The 18,607-nt window shown below is 55.2% G+C and carries 22 protein-coding genes; 17 read left to right on the forward strand and 5 right to left on the reverse strand.

Going from position 1 to position 18,607, the window contains the following annotated elements; genetic code table 11:
- Genes O59_RS05715 through O59_RS05730 form a run of 4 tightly spaced genes read right to left on the reverse strand, consistent with a single transcriptional unit; the run spans position 1 to position 2,281 of the window.
- Positions 1-273 carry a flagellar biosynthetic protein FliQ gene (locus O59_RS05715; RefSeq protein WP_040391591.1) on the reverse strand — a complete coding sequence of 91 codons (273 nt, stop codon included), beginning with the start codon at positions 271-273 and terminating at the stop codon, positions 1-3.
- A gap of 42 nt (positions 274-315) precedes the next feature.
- Positions 316-1,080, reverse strand: coding sequence for a flagellar type III secretion system pore protein FliP (fliP, locus tag O59_RS05720; RefSeq protein ID WP_007640470.1), 765 nt, complete (start codon positions 1,078-1,080; stop codon positions 316-318).
- The gene (gene fliN / locus O59_RS05725) at positions 1,077-1,445 is read right to left on the reverse strand and encodes a flagellar motor switch protein FliN (RefSeq protein ID WP_007640472.1); all 369 of its coding nucleotides are present in this window, start codon (positions 1,443-1,445) and stop codon (positions 1,077-1,079) included. Before fliN ends, fliP begins: the two co-directional genes overlap by 4 nt.
- The gene (locus tag O59_RS05730) at positions 1,442-2,281 is read right to left on the reverse strand and encodes a FliM/FliN family flagellar motor C-terminal domain-containing protein (RefSeq protein WP_040391593.1); all 840 of its coding nucleotides are present in this window, start codon (positions 2,279-2,281) and stop codon (positions 1,442-1,444) included. Before O59_RS05730 ends, fliN begins: the two co-directional genes overlap by 4 nt.
- Before the next feature lie 423 nt (positions 2,282-2,704).
- Here O59_RS05730 and O59_RS05735 point away from each other — a divergent pair, with 423 nt between their 5' ends.
- The 17 genes from O59_RS05735 to O59_RS05815 all read left to right on the forward strand — a co-directional run bounded on the left by O59_RS05735 (position 2,705) and on the right by O59_RS05815 (position 17,617).
- Positions 2,705-4,168 (forward strand): sigma-54-dependent Fis family transcriptional regulator, encoded by a 1,464-nt coding sequence (locus tag O59_RS05735; RefSeq protein WP_007640476.1) that lies wholly within the window; start codon positions 2,705-2,707, stop codon positions 4,166-4,168.
- A 53-nt stretch (positions 4,169-4,221) separates the two neighbouring features.
- Complete coding sequence (locus O59_RS05740) at positions 4,222-4,575, forward strand: flagellar hook-basal body complex protein FliE (protein WP_007640478.1); 354 nt, start codon at positions 4,222-4,224, stop codon at positions 4,573-4,575.
- 42 nt (positions 4,576-4,617) lie between these two features.
- Complete coding sequence (gene fliF / locus O59_RS05745) at positions 4,618-6,315, forward strand: flagellar basal-body MS-ring/collar protein FliF (protein ID WP_007640480.1); 1,698 nt, start codon at positions 4,618-4,620, stop codon at positions 6,313-6,315.
- Positions 6,287-7,354: a FliG C-terminal domain-containing protein gene (locus tag O59_RS05750; protein ID WP_007640482.1), complete on the forward strand. Its 1,068-nt coding sequence runs from the start codon at positions 6,287-6,289 to the stop codon at positions 7,352-7,354. Before fliF ends, O59_RS05750 begins: the two co-directional genes overlap by 29 nt.
- Positions 7,355-7,363: 9 nt before the next feature.
- Positions 7,364-8,068, forward strand: a complete 705-nt coding sequence (gene fliH / locus O59_RS05755; RefSeq protein ID WP_007640484.1) for a flagellar assembly protein FliH — start codon at positions 7,364-7,366, stop codon at positions 8,066-8,068.
- Positions 8,069-8,071: 3 nt separating this feature from the next.
- The gene (fliI, locus tag O59_RS05760; RefSeq protein WP_007640486.1) at positions 8,072-9,406 is read left to right on the forward strand and encodes a flagellar protein export ATPase FliI; all 1,335 of its coding nucleotides are present in this window, start codon (positions 8,072-8,074) and stop codon (positions 9,404-9,406) included.
- 30 nt (positions 9,407-9,436) lie between these two features.
- The gene (locus O59_RS05765) at positions 9,437-9,859 is read left to right on the forward strand and encodes a flagellar FliJ family protein (protein ID WP_007640488.1); all 423 of its coding nucleotides are present in this window, start codon (positions 9,437-9,439) and stop codon (positions 9,857-9,859) included.
- 156 nt (positions 9,860-10,015) lie between these two features.
- On the forward strand, positions 10,016-10,300 hold the full coding sequence (gene flgM / locus O59_RS05770) for a flagellar biosynthesis anti-sigma factor FlgM (protein WP_040391595.1): 285 nt from the start codon (positions 10,016-10,018) through the stop codon (positions 10,298-10,300).
- On the forward strand, positions 10,297-10,755 hold the full coding sequence (flgN, locus tag O59_RS05775; protein WP_007640493.1) for a flagellar export chaperone FlgN: 459 nt from the start codon (positions 10,297-10,299) through the stop codon (positions 10,753-10,755). The genes flgM and flgN overlap by 4 nt, the downstream gene beginning before the upstream one ends.
- 310 nt (positions 10,756-11,065) lie before the next feature.
- Positions 11,066-12,391 carry a flagellar filament capping protein FliD gene (gene fliD, locus O59_RS05780; protein WP_007640495.1) on the forward strand — a complete coding sequence of 442 codons (1,326 nt, stop codon included), beginning with the start codon at positions 11,066-11,068 and terminating at the stop codon, positions 12,389-12,391.
- On the forward strand, positions 12,391-12,792 hold the full coding sequence (gene fliS, locus O59_RS05785) for a flagellar export chaperone FliS (protein WP_007640497.1): 402 nt from the start codon (positions 12,391-12,393) through the stop codon (positions 12,790-12,792). Before fliD ends, fliS begins: the two co-directional genes overlap by 1 nt.
- On the forward strand, positions 12,770-13,102 hold the full coding sequence (locus O59_RS05790) for a hypothetical protein (protein WP_157152494.1): 333 nt from the start codon (positions 12,770-12,772) through the stop codon (positions 13,100-13,102). Before fliS ends, O59_RS05790 begins: the two co-directional genes overlap by 23 nt.
- Entirely contained in the window at positions 13,103-14,455 is a 1,353-nt protein-coding gene (locus O59_RS21815) for a flagellar hook-length control protein FliK (RefSeq protein WP_007640504.1), read from the forward strand.
- A gap of 82 nt (positions 14,456-14,537) precedes the next feature.
- Complete coding sequence (locus tag O59_RS05800) at positions 14,538-15,008, forward strand: flagellar basal body-associated FliL family protein (protein WP_198284766.1); 471 nt, start codon at positions 14,538-14,540, stop codon at positions 15,006-15,008.
- A gap of 8 nt (positions 15,009-15,016) precedes the next feature.
- On the forward strand, positions 15,017-15,751 hold the full coding sequence (locus tag O59_RS05805) for a FliA/WhiG family RNA polymerase sigma factor (protein WP_007640506.1): 735 nt from the start codon (positions 15,017-15,019) through the stop codon (positions 15,749-15,751).
- A gap of 22 nt (positions 15,752-15,773) precedes the next feature.
- Positions 15,774-16,646 (forward strand): flagellar motor stator protein MotA, encoded by an 873-nt coding sequence (motA, locus tag O59_RS05810; protein WP_007640507.1) that lies wholly within the window; start codon positions 15,774-15,776, stop codon positions 16,644-16,646.
- Entirely contained in the window at positions 16,643-17,617 is a 975-nt protein-coding gene (locus tag O59_RS05815; protein ID WP_007640508.1) for an OmpA family protein, read from the forward strand. The genes motA and O59_RS05815 overlap by 4 nt, the downstream gene beginning before the upstream one ends.
- 2 nt (positions 17,618-17,619) lie before the next feature.
- Here the strand turns inward: O59_RS05815 and O59_RS21335 are convergent, their stop codons facing one another.
- Positions 17,620-18,522: a transcriptional regulator gene (locus tag O59_RS21335; protein WP_007640510.1), complete on the reverse strand. Its 903-nt coding sequence runs from the start codon at positions 18,520-18,522 to the stop codon at positions 17,620-17,622.
- Between the last annotated feature and the right edge of the window lie 85 nt (positions 18,523-18,607).

Consider the following 18,607-nt stretch of genomic DNA (forward strand, 5'->3'; position numbering starts at 1 on the left):
CTAGCCGACCAAACTGCCCGCGAGCTGGAATATTTCCACGAACAAATCGCTCAGGGTTTGCAGAATCCAGGTGCCCGCAAATATCAACATTGCGAGGGTGATTAACAGGCGTGGCAAAAAGCTCAACATCTGTTCGTTAATTTGGGTGGCGGCCTGAAAAATACTCACCAGCAAACCGCCAATCAAACTGGGCACAATGAGTACACACACCACCAAACCGGTGATGTAAATCGCATTGGCGATCAGCGTAGTAGCCGCTTCAGGGGTCATCATAAATGGCGATTCCGGGGATAAAGGTGGCGCTGTTGAGCGTCGCTAAAAGGGTTGGATGCTGGTAGTGAGTGTGCCGACCAGCAGCGTCCAGCCATCTACCAATACAAACACCATCAATTTGAATGGCAGTGAGATCATCATGGGCGAGAGCATCATCATGCCCATGGCCATGAGCACACTGGCGACAATCAGGTCGATCACCAAAAAGGGCACAAAAATCATAAAGCCGATTTGGAAGGCGGTTTTTAATTCGCTTAATACAAAGGCGGGCAGCAGTACAAAAAAGTCCAGCTCGGCCAGATCGTTCGGGCGCTCCTCCTCGGCGAGGGCGAGCATGGTGTCCAGTGAGCTGCTGCTGGTTTGCGCCAACATAAAGCGGCTCAGGGTATGTTTGGCTTCAGTTAAACCCTGTTGCAGGGTGATTTGATCGGCCTCAAAGGGCACGTAAGCCTTGGTGTAAATTTCTTGCCCGACCGGGCGCATCACCAACAGGGTGAGGCAGAGGGCAACGCCGATTAATACCGGGTTGGGCGGGCTTTGTTGCAAGCCGATCGCCTGGCGCAAAATCGCCAGCACGATAATAAAACGGGTAAAGCAGGTCATCATCATCAGCATGGCGGGCAAAAACCCGAGCAGTGACATCAGCACCAGAATTTGCAGCTTTACGCTCATTTCCTGGCCGCCGCCTGCGGTGTCGTTGAACTGCAGCAGCGGAATATCGCCACCCGCCGCCCATGCACCCAAGGGGCTGAGCAGTAAGCCGCATAAGAGTGTTACGCCCGTAAGCAGTCGGCGCCTGGCACTCATGCTGTCAACCCGTCCAGTTTGGTACCGCTTAATTCCACGATGCGCAAACCGTAGTTGCCGTTCATTACCACCACTTCCGCTTTGGCGAACAGGGTGCCGTTGACCTTCACGTCCAACGGTTCACCGGCGAGTTTGTCGAGCATGATCACGCTGCTGATATCCACTTCCATCAAGTCCTTGAGCGGGATTTCTGTAGAGGCCACTTCCAGGGTGACATTGACCGGAATCTTGCCGAAGAAACTTAAATCCTGTTGCGCTATGGCGGGTGCTTCGGGGGCGCTGGGTTCGCTGGTGAGCGGCGGCAGGCCCAGGTCGTTGGAACCCATCAAATTGTCAAAGTCACTGTCGCTAAAAGAATTGTTCATGATGTTTTCACGCTCTCCAGTGAAGTTAAAAAGAGGGCGCCATCGTCTTCAAAGAGGGCGCCACGAAAGAGTTTTTCCTGATTGATTTCCACATCGCAGCGGTCGCGCATACGCATCATCACGATGTCGCCGGTGTTGAGCGCCAGCACCTGGGCGAGCGGCATTTGCAGGGAGGCAATCACACAGTTGAGCCTGACCGGCAAGTGTTTGATTAGCTGGATGGGGCTGACGCCGGTCGTGGGCGGCGGTGGAGGTGCCATGCGGCTGGTCAATTCATCGACCAGTTGGGTATCCAGATAAATAAAGATGGATGCCTGTTTGTTGGTGATATGGCTGTGGTACTGGAACTCGGCGATGTACTCCCATTGGATCTCCTCGTAGGCGTTATCAAACGCCTTTAGATCGCCAAAGGTTTCACCGGCCAGCAGCGCCTGGGCAAAAATTTGTGCGACATCTATACCCAGGCGGCTGCGCATACGCTGCTCGGAAATACTCACCGGCGGCGCGTCCTGGTTGGGCAGGCAAATGCCGCCGTAATAGCACTCCAACACTTCGGTGAGCAGGGTACGGTCCATGGAAAACCCCACCTTGCCCAACGCCGAACGGTAAATACATTCAGCATCGGTAGCGCGCTGCTCATGCACCACCACATTGATCAGCTCCAGATTAATCCGGTAGTTGCGCAAAAAGTAATCGCTAATCACCCGTGGGTACTTGTTGGAAAGCTCCCGAATGTACATGGGAATCTTGTGATAGTGGCGCCCCAGCTTTTGCGGCTTTAACCGAATCAGCTGGTCGCTGGCTACCTTGTGCTGAACTTTCGCATTACCTGTCATGCGCATTTCCTGTACTGGATAGGTGTCGCTGAGATACGTGTGGCTGTGATGCATATCACGGGGAGACTGATAACAAAGTCAGCTCTCGTTGCGGGCGGAGTATAGGAGCGAGTGCGCGGCGAAATTAAATCAATAGATATCAAAAGCTGTTTGTGAGGGGTTTTTAGCTGTTTTGATTTTATTTGATGCCAAATGATTTAGCGCTTGGCGAGGGGCTTGTTATGGTTCGGCTGCGTGAAGTGGTTCACAGGTTAAGTGGCGTTGTATCACACAGTTGTTGTGATCTAACAAAGCGACCCGGTGGCGAAAAAACTTTAGCGCTGTGCAAAAAAAAACAGCTTCATACCCTGAACCTGAACCTGACCCGGCGTACCGGGTTAACCCAACAATCGGGATGCAACCCACAAAAGGTGATTGACGGTGATGTCTACAAGCCAATCAATAAACGTTGCTGCTGTGAGCAAGACCAGTGAAAGAGGCAATAGCCGCGCCAGTGACCGCCTGTTCGGCGAGTCGGTTGCGGCGCGCAAGGTCATTATTCTCGGTCACTCGCGCGACGATGGTTACAGCCTGCTTACCAGCGGGTTGGCGCATCGCAATTGCCAGATTATTCACTGCGCCCAGTTTTCCGAACTGAGCGCCAGCCTTATCGCCCAGGCCAGCCTGATATTTGTGTTTGTCAGCAGCTTCACTGGCGGCAGCCTGTTTGCGCGCATTGGCGCGATGATTGGCGATGCCCCTAATATCAGTGTGATTCCGGTGGTGGAATACGCCGATCAACAAAAAGCTGCCGCGCTGCTGGAGTTGGGTTGTGTGGACTATTTATTGGCGCCGTTTAGCGCGCCGCAACTTAACGCCTTGCTGCAACGGCAGGAGTCCGGTTTGGCCGCCGAGGAGAGTTTTGTCTCCTGTTCGCAAGCGGGTCGCCGGTTATTGGCTATGGCCCAGCGAGTGGCGCTGGCACGCGCGCCGATCCTGATTACCGGTGAAACCGGCACCGGCAAGGAGATGATGGCGCGTTATATCCACCGTTTTGCTGCCAGTGACAGCGCTCCTTTTATTGCCGTGAACTGCGCGGCTATTCCCGAGCAAATGCTCGAATCCCTATTGTTTGGCCATGAGCGCGGCGCTTTTACCGGTGCCACTGCCGCCCAGCCGGGCAAGTTTGAATTAGCCAATGGCGGCACCTTGTTGCTGGATGAAATCGGTGAATTACCGCTGGGCTTGCAAGCCAAGTTATTGCGCGTACTGCAAGAGCAGCGGGTAGAGCGCTTGGGCGGGCATAAAGAGATCCCGCTTGATGTACGCATTATCGCCGCCACTAACCGCGACTTGCAGCAGGAGGTGGCCGAAGGCCGTTTTCGCGCCGATTTGATGTTCCGTTTGGATGTATTGCCCCTGCATATTTGCCCGCTGCGCGAGCGCAAAGACGATGTGTTGCCGCTCGCCCGTCGCCTGATTCGCAAACATGCGCCCCATGAACAGCGCGATGACCTGCTTACTCCCGCCGCGTGTGACGCGCTCCTGGCGCACGATTGGCCGGGCAATGTGCGCGAACTGGAAAATATGCTGCAGCGTGCATTGGTGCTGCGCAATGGTCTGTTTATCCAGCCGCAGGACCTGGGCTTGAGCTTGCCGGCGGCCCATGCGGGCGCGCCCATGAAATCCCTTGCGGGCGATATGAGCGCCGACCTGAATGCGGAGATGTGTGGCAAAGCCGCCCTGCGCGCCAGTGGTAAATGGGCGGAATACCAGCACGTAATAGATACCATCCGCCGCTTTGGCGGCCACAAAACCAAGGCGGCCGAGAGTTTGGGCATGACCCCGCGCGCCTTGCGTTATCGCTTGACCGCCATGCGTGAGCAGGGTGTACAGATTACTTTTTAACCCTCGCGCTTATCGTTAATGCAGCACACAACAGTGGATAGAGAACAGTGGCTATGAATTCAATTACACAGGTACAGCAGGATTTGTTAGGGCGCATGGAGCAGATGAAACAAGGCGCCGAAGGCCCGGTGATCGAGGCATCGCCGCTGTTTGAAGCACCCCGGATGTTGGGTGACTCAGCTGGGCAAGACGGCTTTCGCGCAGCCTTTGGTGATGTTTTCAAAGCCATCGATAACCAGCAGCACAAAGCGAGCGCCTTGACTGCTGCGGTAGATTCCGGTGCCAGTGATGATTTGGTGGGCGCCATGGTTGAAAGCCAAAAGGCCAGCGTGTCGTTTTCGGCGCTGATGCAGGTGCGCAACAAAGTGACCAGCGCCTTTGAAGAGATTATGCGCACGCCGCTCTAATCCCCCTATTTCCTAACCCCTCCATACCAATGAGATATTCATATGGTGCAGTTTATTAAAGACAGGTTATCCAGCCGGGACGGTGGCGGTTTTAAGCTCGATCCGCGCATCGCGCTGATGATGATGGCCGTGGTCGCGGCCATCGCCGCCATCAGTGTGGTGGTGTATTTGTGGCGCGATCAGGGTTCCTTTCGCCCACTTTATGGGGCAGGTGAAGACTATCCCGCCGCCGAAGTGATGCGCGTATTGGATGCCGAAGCGATTGGCTACAACCTGCACCCGCAAAGCGGGCAAATACTGGTGCGCGAGGATCAGTTGGCGCGTGCGCGCATGTTGCTCACCGCCAAGGGCATTCAAGTGGCGATGCCTTCGGGTTATGAATTGTTTGATAAGGAGGAGCCGCTCGGCTCCAGCCAGTTTGTGCAGGACGTGCGTTTAAAACGCAGCTTGGAAGGTGAGCTGGCGCGCTCGATTATGACCATGAAAGGCGTGGACATGGCGCGTGTGCATTTGGCCTTGCAGGAGAGCACCTCGTTTGTGGTGAGCAAGCGTGACCCGGCCAAAGCCTCGGTGATGTTGCAGTTGGCGCCGGGCTACAAACTCAAGCCGGAGCAAGTCAGTGCCATTGTTAATCTGGTGGCGAGCAGCGTGCCGCAACTGGCCAGTGGCGATGTGAGTGTGGTCGATCAGCAGGGCGTGCTTTTATCGCGCGGCCTGAATGAAAGCGCGGGCCCCTCGCAAAGCTGGGAGCTGGTGGATGGCTATCAAGCCAAAGCGGTGAGCAATGTGGAGGAGGTGCTGGCGCCGATTTTGGGCGCAGGCAATTACCGCATCAGCGTGGCAGCGGACATCGACTTCAGCCAGCGCGAGGAAACCTTTCAAGCCTATGGCGATAACCCGCGCCTGCGCTCGGAAATTCTGCGCGATGAAAGTGTGCTGGATCAGCTCGCCCTGGGTGTGCCCGGTTCCCTGAGCAACCGCCCGGTACCGCCACCGGAAGAAGTTCCCCCTGCCGATACCGATGCTGCCCCTGCACCCGCTGAAGGTGAAGCCGTAGCCGAGAGCAGCGTGGAAAATAAAGCGGCGACCTCCCTGCGTAAAGAATCCAATCGCCAGTTGGAGTACGACCAATCCGTTACCCATATCAAACACGCACCCTTTGCCCTGCGGCGCCAGAGTGTGGCGGTAGTGTTGAACGCGAGCAGTGCCCCCGAGGGTGGCTGGACACCGGAAGCCCGCGCCGAGCTGGAAGCGATGGTGAAAAGCGCAGTCGGTTTTGATGAGAAGCGCGGCGACTTGCTGACACTGAGTGTGTTTCCGTTTACCAAACCGGTGGAAATAGTAGAGAACATCCCCTGGTGGGAGAGCGCCCGGGTGTATGAACTGGCCAAAATGGGCTTGTTTGGGCTGGTGAGTTTGCTGCTGTTATTCATGGTAGTACGCCCGGCCATGCGCAACCTTATCCGCTCCAACCAGCAGTTAATGCCGCCCATGGTGGAACCACCCTTGGCGCTGCGCACCGAGCAGAACCCGGCACGCGGCTACGGTAGCGAGGGTGCACCGCATATTCTGGGGGAATTTAATCCGCTCGCGGAAATTCGCCTGCCCGCACCCGGTTCGGGGCTGGAACTGCAAATCGAACATTTGCAGATGTTGGCTAAAAATGATCCTGAACGTGTGTCCGAAGTCATTAAACAATGGATAGGTCGAAATGAAAGAACCCTCAATCCAGCCAGCTGATGAGCGCAGCTCTGCCGCGCTGAAAGACGCTCCGGCGCGCGTGGCCTCACGTGCGCTCAGCCCCGTTGAACAAGCCGCCATTCTGCTCCTGAGCATGGGCGATTCCACCTCGGCAGGTGTATTGCGCCATTTCTCGCGCGAGGAGATTGTCAGCATCAGCCAGGCCATGGCGCGCTTGAGCAATGTGAAGCAGCCAATGGTGTCGGAAGTGATCAGCCGCTTTTTTGAAGACTATAAAGAGCAGAGCAGCATCAAGGGTGCGTCGCGTTCGTATCTGTCCGGCATGCTCGGCAAGGCGCTCGGTAGCGATATTACCCGCGGCTTGCTCGACAGCATCTACGGTGAAGAAATCCGCGCCAAGATGGCCAAAATGGAGTGGATCGACCCGCGCCAATTTGCCGCACTCATTGCCAAGGAACACGCGCAAATGCAAGCCGTTTTTCTCGCGTTCCTGCCTCCGGCTATGGCCAGTGAAGTGCTCGAATGTATGCCGGCGGCGAGTCAGGATGAAATGCTTTATCGCATCGCCAACCTGAGCGAAGTTAACAGCGATGTGATCGCGGAATTGGAAGAATTGATTGATCGCAGCTTGTCGGTATTGTCCACCCAGGGCTCGCGCGTGCGCGGTGTGAAGCAGGCGGCGGACATCATGAATCGCTTTAAGGGCGACCGTAACCAGATGTTCGAATTACTGCGCGCCCACAACAAAGATCTGGTGGGCAAGATTGAGGATGAAATGTACGACTTCTTTATCCTCTCGCGCCAAAGTCAGGAAGTATTACAAGCCCTGCTGGAGGCTATCCCGCTGGATGAGTGGGTGGTGGCGCTCAAGGGGGCTGAACCGGCGCTGGTCAAAGCGATTATGGCGGCCATGCCCAAGCGGCAGGCGCAGCAGATGGAATCCATCAATCGCCGTCAGGGGCCGGTGCCCTTGAGCCGCATTGAGCAAGTCCGCAAAGACATTATGGCAGTGGTGCGCGACATGGCCGCCAACGGCGAAGTGCAATTGCAGTTGTTCCGCGAACAGACCGTGGAATAAGGGGCAGATATGACGGTTAAAGTGCTTAAAGGGGCGGGTAAAGGGTGGCGGCCGTATCGTTTTCCGCCGCGCGCCAATGTTAATTCCAGCTTGCAGGCCAGCCAGTGGGGCAGTGACCCGGAGGCGATCCAGCGCGCCATTGCCGATGGTTTTCAGGAGGGCTCGGAAAAAGGCTATCAACAAGGCTTGATTCAAGGGCAGGAAGAAGGGCAGCGCGATGGTTTTACCCAAGGGCATATTGAAGGTGTGGCGCGCGGCCGCGAAGAGGGGCGGCAGCAAGGGCGCGAGGCGTTTGAAACCGCCAGCCAGCCTCTCGACCAGATTAGCCAGCAGTTGCAAGCCTTTATGGAGGACTTTGAGCGCAAGCGTCGCCGCGAGTTGTTGCAACTGGTGAAAAAAGTCGCTCAGCAAGTAATCCGCTGTGAGCTGACCTTGCACCCCACACAGTTATTGAATCTGGCAGAAGAGGCGCTCGCCGCCATGCCCACCGAGCAGAGCGATGTACATGTGCTGCTCAACCCTGAGGAATACAACCGCATCAAAGACCTGGCACCCGGTCGCGCTGCTGCCTGGCGGTTGGTGCCCGACGACAAATTGGTGCTGGGCGAATGCCGCATAGTCACCGCGCAAACCGAGGTGGATATTGGCTGCCAACAGCGGTTGGATGCCTGTGTGGATACCCTGGCTGAACATATGCATTTGGCCGAGGGCTAACCAGTGAGCAGCCCATCGCCGCTGGAGGATTTTAAGCTCGACGATGCCCTGCGCTCGCTGGATCGCGTACAGCTGGCCAAGGTCAGTGGCCGCTTGGTGCGCGTGTCGGGCATGTTGCTGGAAAGCCACGGTTGCCAGCGCATGACTGGCCAGCGCTGCTACGTGGAGCAGGGCGATGGCAGTATGCTGGAAGCGCAAGTCGTCGGTTTTAACCGCGATATCAGTTACCTCATGCCATTCAAAAAACCCATCGGTTTAACCGCCGGTTCCCGCGTATTTCCCGCTAAAGACGAAGCCCTGTTACAGATCGATGAATCCTGGCTCGGGCGGGTGCTCAATGGCTTGGGCGAACCGCTGGACGATTTGGGCAAGCTCAGTGGCCGCGATACCTTGCCCACCGAATTACCGCGGGTAAATCCACTTAAACGGCGCCCGGTATCGGCGCCCCTGGATGTAGGTGTGCGGGCGATCAATGCACTACTTACTCTCGGCAAAGGCCAGCGCGTCGGGCTGTTTGCGGGCAGTGGTGTCGGTAAAAGTGTGCTGCTGGGCATGATCACCCGCCAAACCGCGGCCGACGTGGTAGTGGTTGGTTTGATTGGCGAGCGCGGGCGCGAAGTGCAGGAATTTATCCTCCATTCACTCGGCGAAGAAGGCTTGCGCAAAGCCGTCGTGGTGGTCGCACCAGCCAATGAATCGCCTTTGATGCGCATGAAAGCCACGGAGTTGTGCCACACCATCGCCGCCTATTTTCGCGATCAGGGTAAAGACGTGTTGCTGTTGGTGGATTCGCTCACGCGCTATGCCATGGCGCAGCGTGAAATTGCCTTGGCATTGGGTGAGCCTCCGGCGACCAAAGGCTATCCGCCCTCGGTATTTGGCATGTTGCCGGAGCTGGTGGAAAGCGCCGGTAATGGCGAAAGCGAGCGCGGCAGTTTAAGCGCGCTCTACACCGTATTAGCCGAAGGTGATGACCAGCAAGACCCGATTGTGGATTGCGCCCGCGCCATTCTGGACGGTCACATAGTGTTGTCGCGACGCTTGGCCGATGTCGGGCACTACCCGGCGATTGATATTTCCGCCTCGGTCAGCCGTTGTATGACCCAAGTGACGGAACCGGCGCATCAGGGCGCAGCGCGGCAGTTAAAAGAGTTTTACAGCACTTACGAAAAAATCAAAGAACTGATCCCACTGGGCGGTTACACGCCGGGTATGGATCTCAAAACCGATCAGTCGGTGCAGTTAGCGCCCGCCATTGAGCGCTTTTTGCGGCAGGAAGTGGGCGCGGGCGCCGATCTGGAACAGAGCCTTGTCGGGCTCAAAACTATTATTCGTTAATGGCAGGGTTCATTAAGGTCAGCAGCAGCCATGAAAGAGCAATTAGCCGTTTTATCCCGTTTGGCGAGCTTGCGCGGCACCAAGGTGCAGCAAATGCTGGGGCGGGTGACCTATCAACAAAACCTCTGCCAGCGCTATCGCAATAACATTACCGGCCTTAACCGGCTGTGCAGTTTTACCGTGCCGATGACTACGCCGCTACAGCGCAATAACCAGCAGCAATACAAAGCCACCCTGCACAAAATGGTGGAGCTGCAACAGCGCGAGTTGACGCTGGCGGAAGAAAACCTGGCGCGTATCCAGGTGGAATTAATGGCGGCCATGCGCAGCGAGAAAATCGTCGCCCATGTGATCGACGCCAAGATGGCGCAGTGGCAAGTGCAGCTCAATCAGCAGGAGCAAAAAATACAGGACGGTCTGGCCGCACAATCCTGGTGGCGCGCGCAGGGTTAACCGGCAGGGGGAGTGTTTGTGACTGACGGTAAACCGGCGCATTAAAATTTTTTGCAATGCGATTTAAGTGATCGCCAAAATTGGTCGCTTAGTGTTGGTAACGACGCTAATGAAGCGCAACAATTGATAGTCACACTCTTATTTCAGGATCTCATCATGGAAATCAGCAGGCACATTAAATCTGGCTACAGTGCCCCCACTGAGGCCTCAGCCAGTGGCAAAACCGACGCTGTAGCTCAGGCAAAAGCGGCGGCATCTGCCCAGAGCAGTACGGCCGAACCGCGCCTGGAGGAGTTGCAGGAAGCCATGCGCGCACTGCCGGAAATCGATATGGACCAAGTCACCGCCATCAAACAAGCATTGGCTCGCGGCGAGTTAAGCAGCGATGTAAAAGTGCTCGCCCACAGCATTCTGGCGTATCACCGCAGCAGCGATCTATGACTGGCAGCGGACACATCAGTCGCGCCCAGCAATTAGTCCAGGTGGCGGCGCGCGATATAGAACAGGATTGCACTGACTACCAGTGTTTGCAGGGTTTGATGCAAAGCCTGTACGAACAGCTATTGCTGCGCAACTGCGAGCAAATTGAGCTGCTCAACCAACAGATTCTTGTACTCATTGACTTTATTTCCACCCGCGCCACGCGTCGCCGGAAAATATTGGCTGCCTTTGCTATTCCTGCGGCGGCAGGCAACCAGGGCATAATCAATTTATTGTGCACCTTGCCTGATTCGGCGCAGCTGTTAGCGCGCTGGTCGCAATTGGAAGGTTTTGTCAGCGAGACCAAAGCGCTCAACGAACGCAACGGAAAATTACTCGCCATGCACAATGAAATCATCCAGCAGATTTTAGGCGGGCAGCAAGCGGAGCAGGTTTATTCGCCGCAGTATTATTGATCTCCAGTAATCATCTTCGCCCGCTGTGCATTTGCGCAGCGGGCATTTTTTTATCTGCGTTTTGTCTGTTCTTGTGTATTTATTCCCGCCTGTTTATTCCTACGTGTTTATTTAAGCCCTGCAGTTTTTTTGTCGCCTGTGTAAAGCATTGGGCTCTGTGTGAGTGAATGCGGAAACGGGTTTTCCTCCTGTTCTTTCCGCTGGCCTAAGCGGAAGTAATTTTTCTGCATGTTTTTTCATTAATCCTATATAAAACAATAGGTTATGTGTTGGCATTGATATTGCTGAAACCCACGCGAGGAGAACTGCAATGGCGATAGATTCAGATTACGTTAAAAGCATGGCGACCCAGTTGGCGAATTACGAGGTGCAGTCCGCGCTGACGAAAGCGAATCGCAATGAGGCGAATTACAAAGCGAAGTTAACGGCGATTACCTCGCTGGAAACGGCGCTGAAAACCTTCAGTTCCAGTATCAAAAGTTTAAAGGGCACCAACAAAAGTGTGCTGACCAATAGCGCAACTTTCAGCAGTGAAGGTTATGCCAGCGCAACCGTCGGCACTGCGGCGATTGCCGGGAATTACCAGTTTTTTGTGAAGCAGCTTGCCAGCGCCCATCAGGTGTCGATTGAGGGGTTGAGCGATACCGATGTGGATACCAGTGGCACCTTGACCATCGGTCAGGGCAGCAGCAGTTTCAATATCGACCTGAGCAGCATCGACAGCGATGGCAACGGCAGTAACTCCCTTGCGGAAGTGGCGGCGGCAATTAATGGCGCGACCGACAACAGCGGCGTAAAAGCGACCCTGGTGCGCAGTAACGGTACGGTTTCGTTGGTGCTCGCCAGTGAAAAAACCGGTGTGGCTAATGCGATTAGTGTGTCTACCTCGGGCACCAGTGGCGGCGCGTTTGATGCGGCGCTGACCAGCCGACGCGAACTGAGTGCGGCCAAAGATGCAGAAGTTTTGCTCGGTGGTGAAACGGGCATGTTGCTGACCAATGCCACCAATAATTTCGACAATATTATCGATGGTGTAAGCCTGAACTTTACCAAGGCTCATAACACGGGTGAGCAGCCGCTGTCGGTTACGGTGGGGCGCGATGACAAAGCCACCAAAGACAATGTGCAGAGTTTTATTACTGCCATCAATACGTTGCTGGGCTCGTTTGATTCGCTGACCGCGAGCGGCGGCGAATCCAGTGAGCGCGGTGTATTGGCGGGCGATTCCAGTATCCGCTCGGTGGAGTCCACCTTGAACAAGCTGCTGCGCACCAGCTTTGGCGGCTCTAGTTTGATCGACTTTGGCATCTCCGCCGACCGTAGCGGCAATTTGACCATTGATGCCGCGCGCTTTGAAAAAGCGATTGCTGCCAACCCGGAAGGGCTGGACAAACTGTTTAACAGCAAAGATGCCTTGCTCGATAGCATCGACAAAAATCTCGCGGTTTACACCAGTGGTACCAACAACCTGATGAAGGCGCGCAAGGAGAGTTTGAACTCCATGCTCAGCCGGGTGGATGACCAGTTCGATGGCATCCAAAAACAATACGACAACTACTATGCCCGCTATCTGAAGCAGTACACCAGCATGATGCAGACGATGTCGGCCATGGAACAAACCTTCGGTATGTTTTGATGAACAATCCCTATCTCGCCAATGAAAGTTACGACAGTTATCGCTCTGTGGATTTGGAGGCGAAAGCCGCCACCGCATCGCCTTATGAACTGGTACTGGTGTTGTTTGACGGGCTGCTGGATGAGTTGGCGCGCACGCGCGGCCACATTGAAGCCAAACGCTATCAGGAGAAAGGGCGCTCGCTGGAGAAGTGCCTGAATATCCTCAACGGTCTGAACAGCGCACTGGATTACGACAATGGCGGCGAAGTGGTGCAGGGGCTATCGCGCTTGTACGACTACTGCATTTATCGCCTGTCCGATGTCAGCGTGAGCCTGTCGCTGGAAGGGTTGGAGGAGGTGGTTCATCTGCTCGGGGTAATCCGCGAAGGCTGGGACGGTGTCAATGCCCAACGCCGCTGATCGCTACCAGCAACTGCAACTGATTACCTTGGGTGAACAGCTAACGGAAGCCCTGCGCGCCAAGGACTGGGAGCGTGTGGGGCAGGTTGATTTGCAGGTTCGCCGCTGTCTGGCGGAGTTGGCGACGGTTGAATCGCCCAGCCCTGAATTGCAAAAACTTAAAACGCAATTGCACGAGTTGTATGCGCGGGTATTGCCTGCCTACGCCAATGCTTGTGAGCAGCTGCGCCAGCTGCTGATAAACCATATGGATTATGCCGAGGGCCGCTCGGCCTACTTGCGTACCGATTTGTTGCAAGGTGAGAGATAAATGTTGTCATCGCTGAGTTCTTCTACCGCCGCTGCAACTGTTAGCGACGCGCCACTCACGGCGTCGGATACCAGTGCAATTACTGCTGACACGCGCCAACTTACGGGTGACAACCCGGTATTTGCCGCGCTATTGGCTGGCGGCAGTGCTGAAGAGGGCGCCGAATCACTGCCGGACGCCACTTTGGGGGCAGCCACTGGCGACCCACAAGCTGCGCTGGAAATAGATGCGGAGCAGTGGTTACAACAGGCGCTTGAACAGCAGCAAGTACAACTGCAGGTGCGCGCTATGCCAAGCCCTCAGGGGGATACGCAGGCCACCGTTGCAGCAACTAATTCACCGGCTCTGGCACCACTGCCATTGGCGCCAGCGGAAGTTCTACCCCAGACATCGGGCGGTATAAGTGGGGCGATGGCAGCATCGCCGTCCAACATCAATTCCAGCGGCGCAACAATAGCCACCAACCCTGCCTTGTGGATGGCTCGAACGGCAACCGGGCCGGTGCCTGCCAGTTTGGCGGGAGCGGCTAGCCTGCAAGGTGCAGCAGCCCATTCAGTAGAGCAGGCGTTAGCGCCATCTGAGCAATCGTTGGGGCAAGCCCAGGTACAGCTGTCATTACAGCCGTCACAGCAACAGTCACAACAACAAGCGGCGCCACAATCGTTACAACAATCGTTACAACAATCGTTACAACAATCGCTACAACAATCGTTACAACAATCACTTCAACAACCAATACCGCCGTCGGTGCCGCACTTGGCGCAGCAGGGCGCTGAAGTACCGCTGGTGGATTCGCCGCTGTTGGCGAGCGCAACAGCAGAATTCTCTAGCCCGGTTGTTGATCGTCCAGCCAGCCCAGCGGGCAACAGTATTTTTACTCTGGGCGATAAAGCGGTGCAGGACAGCAGTATCCAGGCAAGCGCAAAACTGCCTACACCCGAGGCGAAATGGGGTGAGCAGTTGTTGCACACTCTGCGCGATCAGGTGCAGGTGCAAATCCAGCAGCGTATCCAGAATGCCACCATCCGGCTGGACCCGCCGGAGCTGGGCAGTTTGGAGATTTTCCTCAGTCATGAATCCGGTCGCCTCAATGTGCAGATCAACGCCAGTCAGGCCGATGTAGCGCGCCTGTTGCAGCAGACCAGCGACCGTTTGCGCCAGGAATTGGCGGGCGGGCAATTTACCCAGGTGAATGTGCAGACCTCTAGCGAGGGACAATCCGGTCAGCAGCAATCCCGTCACAGCGCATCACGTTTTGTGGCGGAGGAAATAATTCAGGTCAACGGCCAGCCAGCAACCGATAAAACACGCGGGCAAAGTGGCCAGGCTCGCGATGTATTGATTACGGTTTAACGCTTCGCGCTGGTGTTCATCAGCGCGGAATTTTTTAACAAATGCTTTTAGTCAATGGAAAAGGGCAGACGCGGTTATGTTGATGCAGCGAATTATTTTGGCGGTTTTGGTAGTGAATACTCTGGCAGTGGCAGCGACGGCCTATCTCAACTTCCGGTTATTGAATCAACCTGTCGCCAGCGCACCGGAGAGCACTCCGGCCACCGGCGCGTTGCCAGCGCCCAAGACCGGCAAAGCGGAGGAGTACAAGTTTTTTGCGATCCAGAAAATTATTGTGAGCCTGCCGGGGGATGGCCGCGAACACTACTTTGTGCTGGATTTGGTGCTGCAAGCCAATAGCGATACCGACGATAAAAAGTTGCAACAAATTGACCCCATGGTACGCAATTCAGTGGTGGCGCATTTGTCGGCCATGACATTTAACCAGCTGCGCGGCCTACCCATCACCGAGCTGCAGGCGAAGTTGGAAGAAGTCGTTCTGGCGGATTTTGCCAGCCGTCAGGTGGTGCAGCCCTTTGACCACGTACTGGTTAGCAAACTGGTTGTGCAATAGGACTTTGTATGAACGCCACTTGCGCCATCGATTTTGATTACCTCGCCGGTCAGAGCACGGCGCCCACGTTTGCTCCCGAGCTTGAGCAGCAGTTGCTGATTCAATACTTGCCGCTAGTGAAACGCATTGTGCGCCAGCTGTCGCTGCAGGCAAGTCAGGTGCTGGATCGCGACGACATGGAGCAAATCGGCTTGATGGGGTTGCTGGAAAGCCTGCGTCGCTACGGCACACCCGATGAAAACTTTGGCAGCTTTGCCAAGTTGCGTATTCGCGGCGCGATTCTGGATGAACTGCGCCGGCAGGATTGGCGCCCGCGCCAGGTGCGCCAACAGGCTCATAAAATCCGCGATGCCATTCGCCTGTTAGCGCGGCAATTAGGGCGCGCGCCGCAGGATGCGGAAATTATGAAATTTACTGGCCTGAGTGAAAAAGATTACCAAGCCTTTTTACAGGCCGATGCCTGTGAGGCCATCGAAAGTTTGGATGAGCTATTGCTTAACGGCCCGGAAATATTTGCCGATGGCAGTTCGGGGCTGGAGGAGCGGGAAATCACCGAGCGGCTGTTAGCGCAAGCGCTGGCGGAATTAAATGAGCGCGAGCGGCTGATTTTAATTTTGTATTACCAACAAGAACTGAGTTTGAAAGAAATCGCGCTGGTGTTGGATCTAACCGACGCGCGGGTCTGCCAATTGAGTAAACAAGCCATCACCAAAGCCAGCCGCTTTTTGCGGGAACGCAGCTAACGGGAAACAGAGAGAGGCCATTGTGCAAAAAGTTATAGGTGCATTCATTATTGTGGGCTGTGTGCTCGGCGGTTACTCCATGGCGCACGGCGAATTGGCCATGCTCTGGCAACCGGCTGAAGTGCTTATTATTTTGGGTGCGGGTATCGGCAGTTTGGTGGTCGGTAATCCCAAAGAAGTGCTGGTGGAAATGTGCGCACAAATTAAAGGTGTATTTGTGTTTGAGCGCCGCGGCGAAGAGTTCCAGCGCCAGTTACTTATGTGTCTTTACGAGTTATTGGAAATGGTGGACGTAGGTGGCCTTAAAGCACTGGATGCCCATATCGAGGAACCGGAAGCGAGTGAATTATTTGCCAAATACCCGCTGATTCTGCAAGAGCGCAACCTCATGGCATTTATTGCCGATAACTTCCGCTTGATGGCCATGGGCAAGATCAGTGCCCATGAACTGGAAGGTTTTTTGGAGCAGGAGTTGGATGCCATGGAGCATGCGTTGCTCCAGCCTTCGCGCTCGCTGCACAAAATCGGCGAAGCTATGCCCGGGTTCGGTATTCTCGCGGCGATCATGGGCATCATCATTACCATGGGCAATATTGGTGGTTCAGTGGCTGAAATTGGCGCTCATGTGGCGGCGGCGCTGGTGGGCACCTTTTTGGGGATTTTCATGTGCTACTGCGTGATGGAGCCCTTGAGTAACTCCATGAGCCAGCGCGTCAAAACCGAACTTTCCGCTCTGGAATGCGTGCGCACCACACTGGTCGCCCACTTGGCGGGCAAGCCAACCCTGCTGGCCGTGGATGCGGGCCGCAAACTGATCGAACAGGACGTTAAGCCCGCTTTCCGCCTGTTGGAAACCTGGGTTAACCGCTATGAGGATGAAAGGGACGCGGCATGAAAAAGCGTAGCGACAAAGATTCTGAAGTTATCGTCAAACGCCGCAAAAAAAGTAATCACGACGAAAGCCATAGTGGTGCCTGGAAGGTGGCCTTTGCCGATTTTACTATGGCGATGATGGCGCTATTTATGGTGCTCTGGGTTATCACTCCGCAGAACCTTGAGCAAAGCACGGCGGCGGAAGCACTCACCAATCCCTTGGTGGATGGTGGTGCCGGGGTATTTGATGGCAATAGTCGCACCCCGCTTGAGCTGGAAGGCATTCCGCTCCAGCCCAATAAGCCAGAGGTGCCGGATGCGACATCTCAAAATATAAATCACCAGCCGATCAAGGATCACCAGCAAATCACCGATCACCAGCAGGTACCTCATCACCAGCAAATAAAATACAGCAGCCCGGCTGAGCTGAAAGAATTGGCGGGTTTGATGCAATCCCTTGCCCTGCAATTGGACGCACAAGCCAATATTGAAATTCAGGTTGTACCCCAGGGTTTGCGCATTTTGATTAAAGACGATCAGCAGCGCTTTATGTTTGAGCGCGGGAGTGATCGTTTGAATCCGCATTTTGCCCTGCTGTTGCAGCGCCTTGCCGGAGTGTTGGCGCAGGTGGGTAATAAACTGATTATCAGTGGCCACACCGACTCCACGCCTTATAAACGCCTAAATGGCTATAACAACTGGAATCTTTCCGGTGACCGCGCCTTGAGCGCACGGCAGGTGATGGTGGAGTCGGGTTTGGCGCCCGGTGCTGTACTGCAAGTCGCGGCGCAGGCAGATGTTATGCCTCTGCACCCGCAGACACCGGAGGACGGTGCCAATCGGCGGATTGAAATATTGTTGTTAACCGCTAAAGCGGAGGGGCTATACCGCGAGATTTTTGGTGATCAGCAAACCCGCGTTGATTACTCAAGTCAGCAGGCGGAGTTGATTGTGCCCGCTAAGGCCGACACAGGCACAACGCAATCCCTCTAGTATCAAAGGCAAGGCGCGAGGTCGGCTTCCGTCAGTTGCGCCACTCCATCTACCGGTATGTGCAGGCTGCGCGCGCCGCTGTCGGTGTGTAGGCATACCAGCGTCAACACATCGTTGTGCAACCCCAGCACCAGCTGTAGTGGCTCATCGGTCAGTTGTTTTACCCGCGTGCCAAGTGTTTCCCCCAAAGGCACTAACTGGACCATCTGCCCCGGCTGCCCCGGCTGCTCCGGTGCGTAGGTCAGGTTCAAGTTGCCTGCAAGGTTGGTTGCTGGTGTTTGTTTTTGCACTAACAGCATGCCAAATAAACTCAAGACCCCAATTCCCGCCAGCAATGACAAACGCGAGCGCCAGAGGTTATTGCCAGTGTTTTGTTGTTCGTTAGCCAATGGATTTATGCTGGTGAGGCTAACGACAGCATTCGGCAGCGGGGGATTCAGGTCAGGACTGGCAGCCGCTACGGCGGCTTGATCAGCAATACCAATACTGGTGGTTGCCTCTATGTATTTGGGGTTCAACATATACCCGCGACGGGGAAGTGTTTGGATGATTTCCCGCTCTTTTTCATCCCCCAGAATTTGGCGCAGGGTGTAGATCTGCTGGTTCAGGCTACCTTGACCTACAACCCTGTCTGCCCATGCGTGGCTCATTAGCTCTTCGCGTGCAATCACTTCTCCTGGTGTTTGCAACAATCGCTCAAGCAAGCGGCTGCCGGAAAACCCCAGGTCAATTTTTTCTTCAGTGCCAGCCTTAAACAGGCTGAGCTGATAGAGGGAGGGGTAAAAGAACGCAAGGCAATCGGCGTTCCCCGTTTTGATAGTCACACGGGTCTGACGCTCGGGCGGTGTAGTTGCGCTGGTTTCGCCGCGCGCAGGAATGCTGGTCTCGCTAAGGGTCATTTCCATACAGATGTGAATTCAAAAAGTGGCAGACGGTTTTCTGGCGTCAATAAACGGATGCGCCAATCATAGCGCCGTTTTTACCACAATT

Origin of the sequence: Cellvibrio sp. BR (assembly GCF_000263355.1) — a bacterium.
In the GTDB taxonomy this organism is placed as follows: domain Bacteria; phylum Pseudomonadota; class Gammaproteobacteria; order Pseudomonadales; family Cellvibrionaceae; genus Cellvibrio.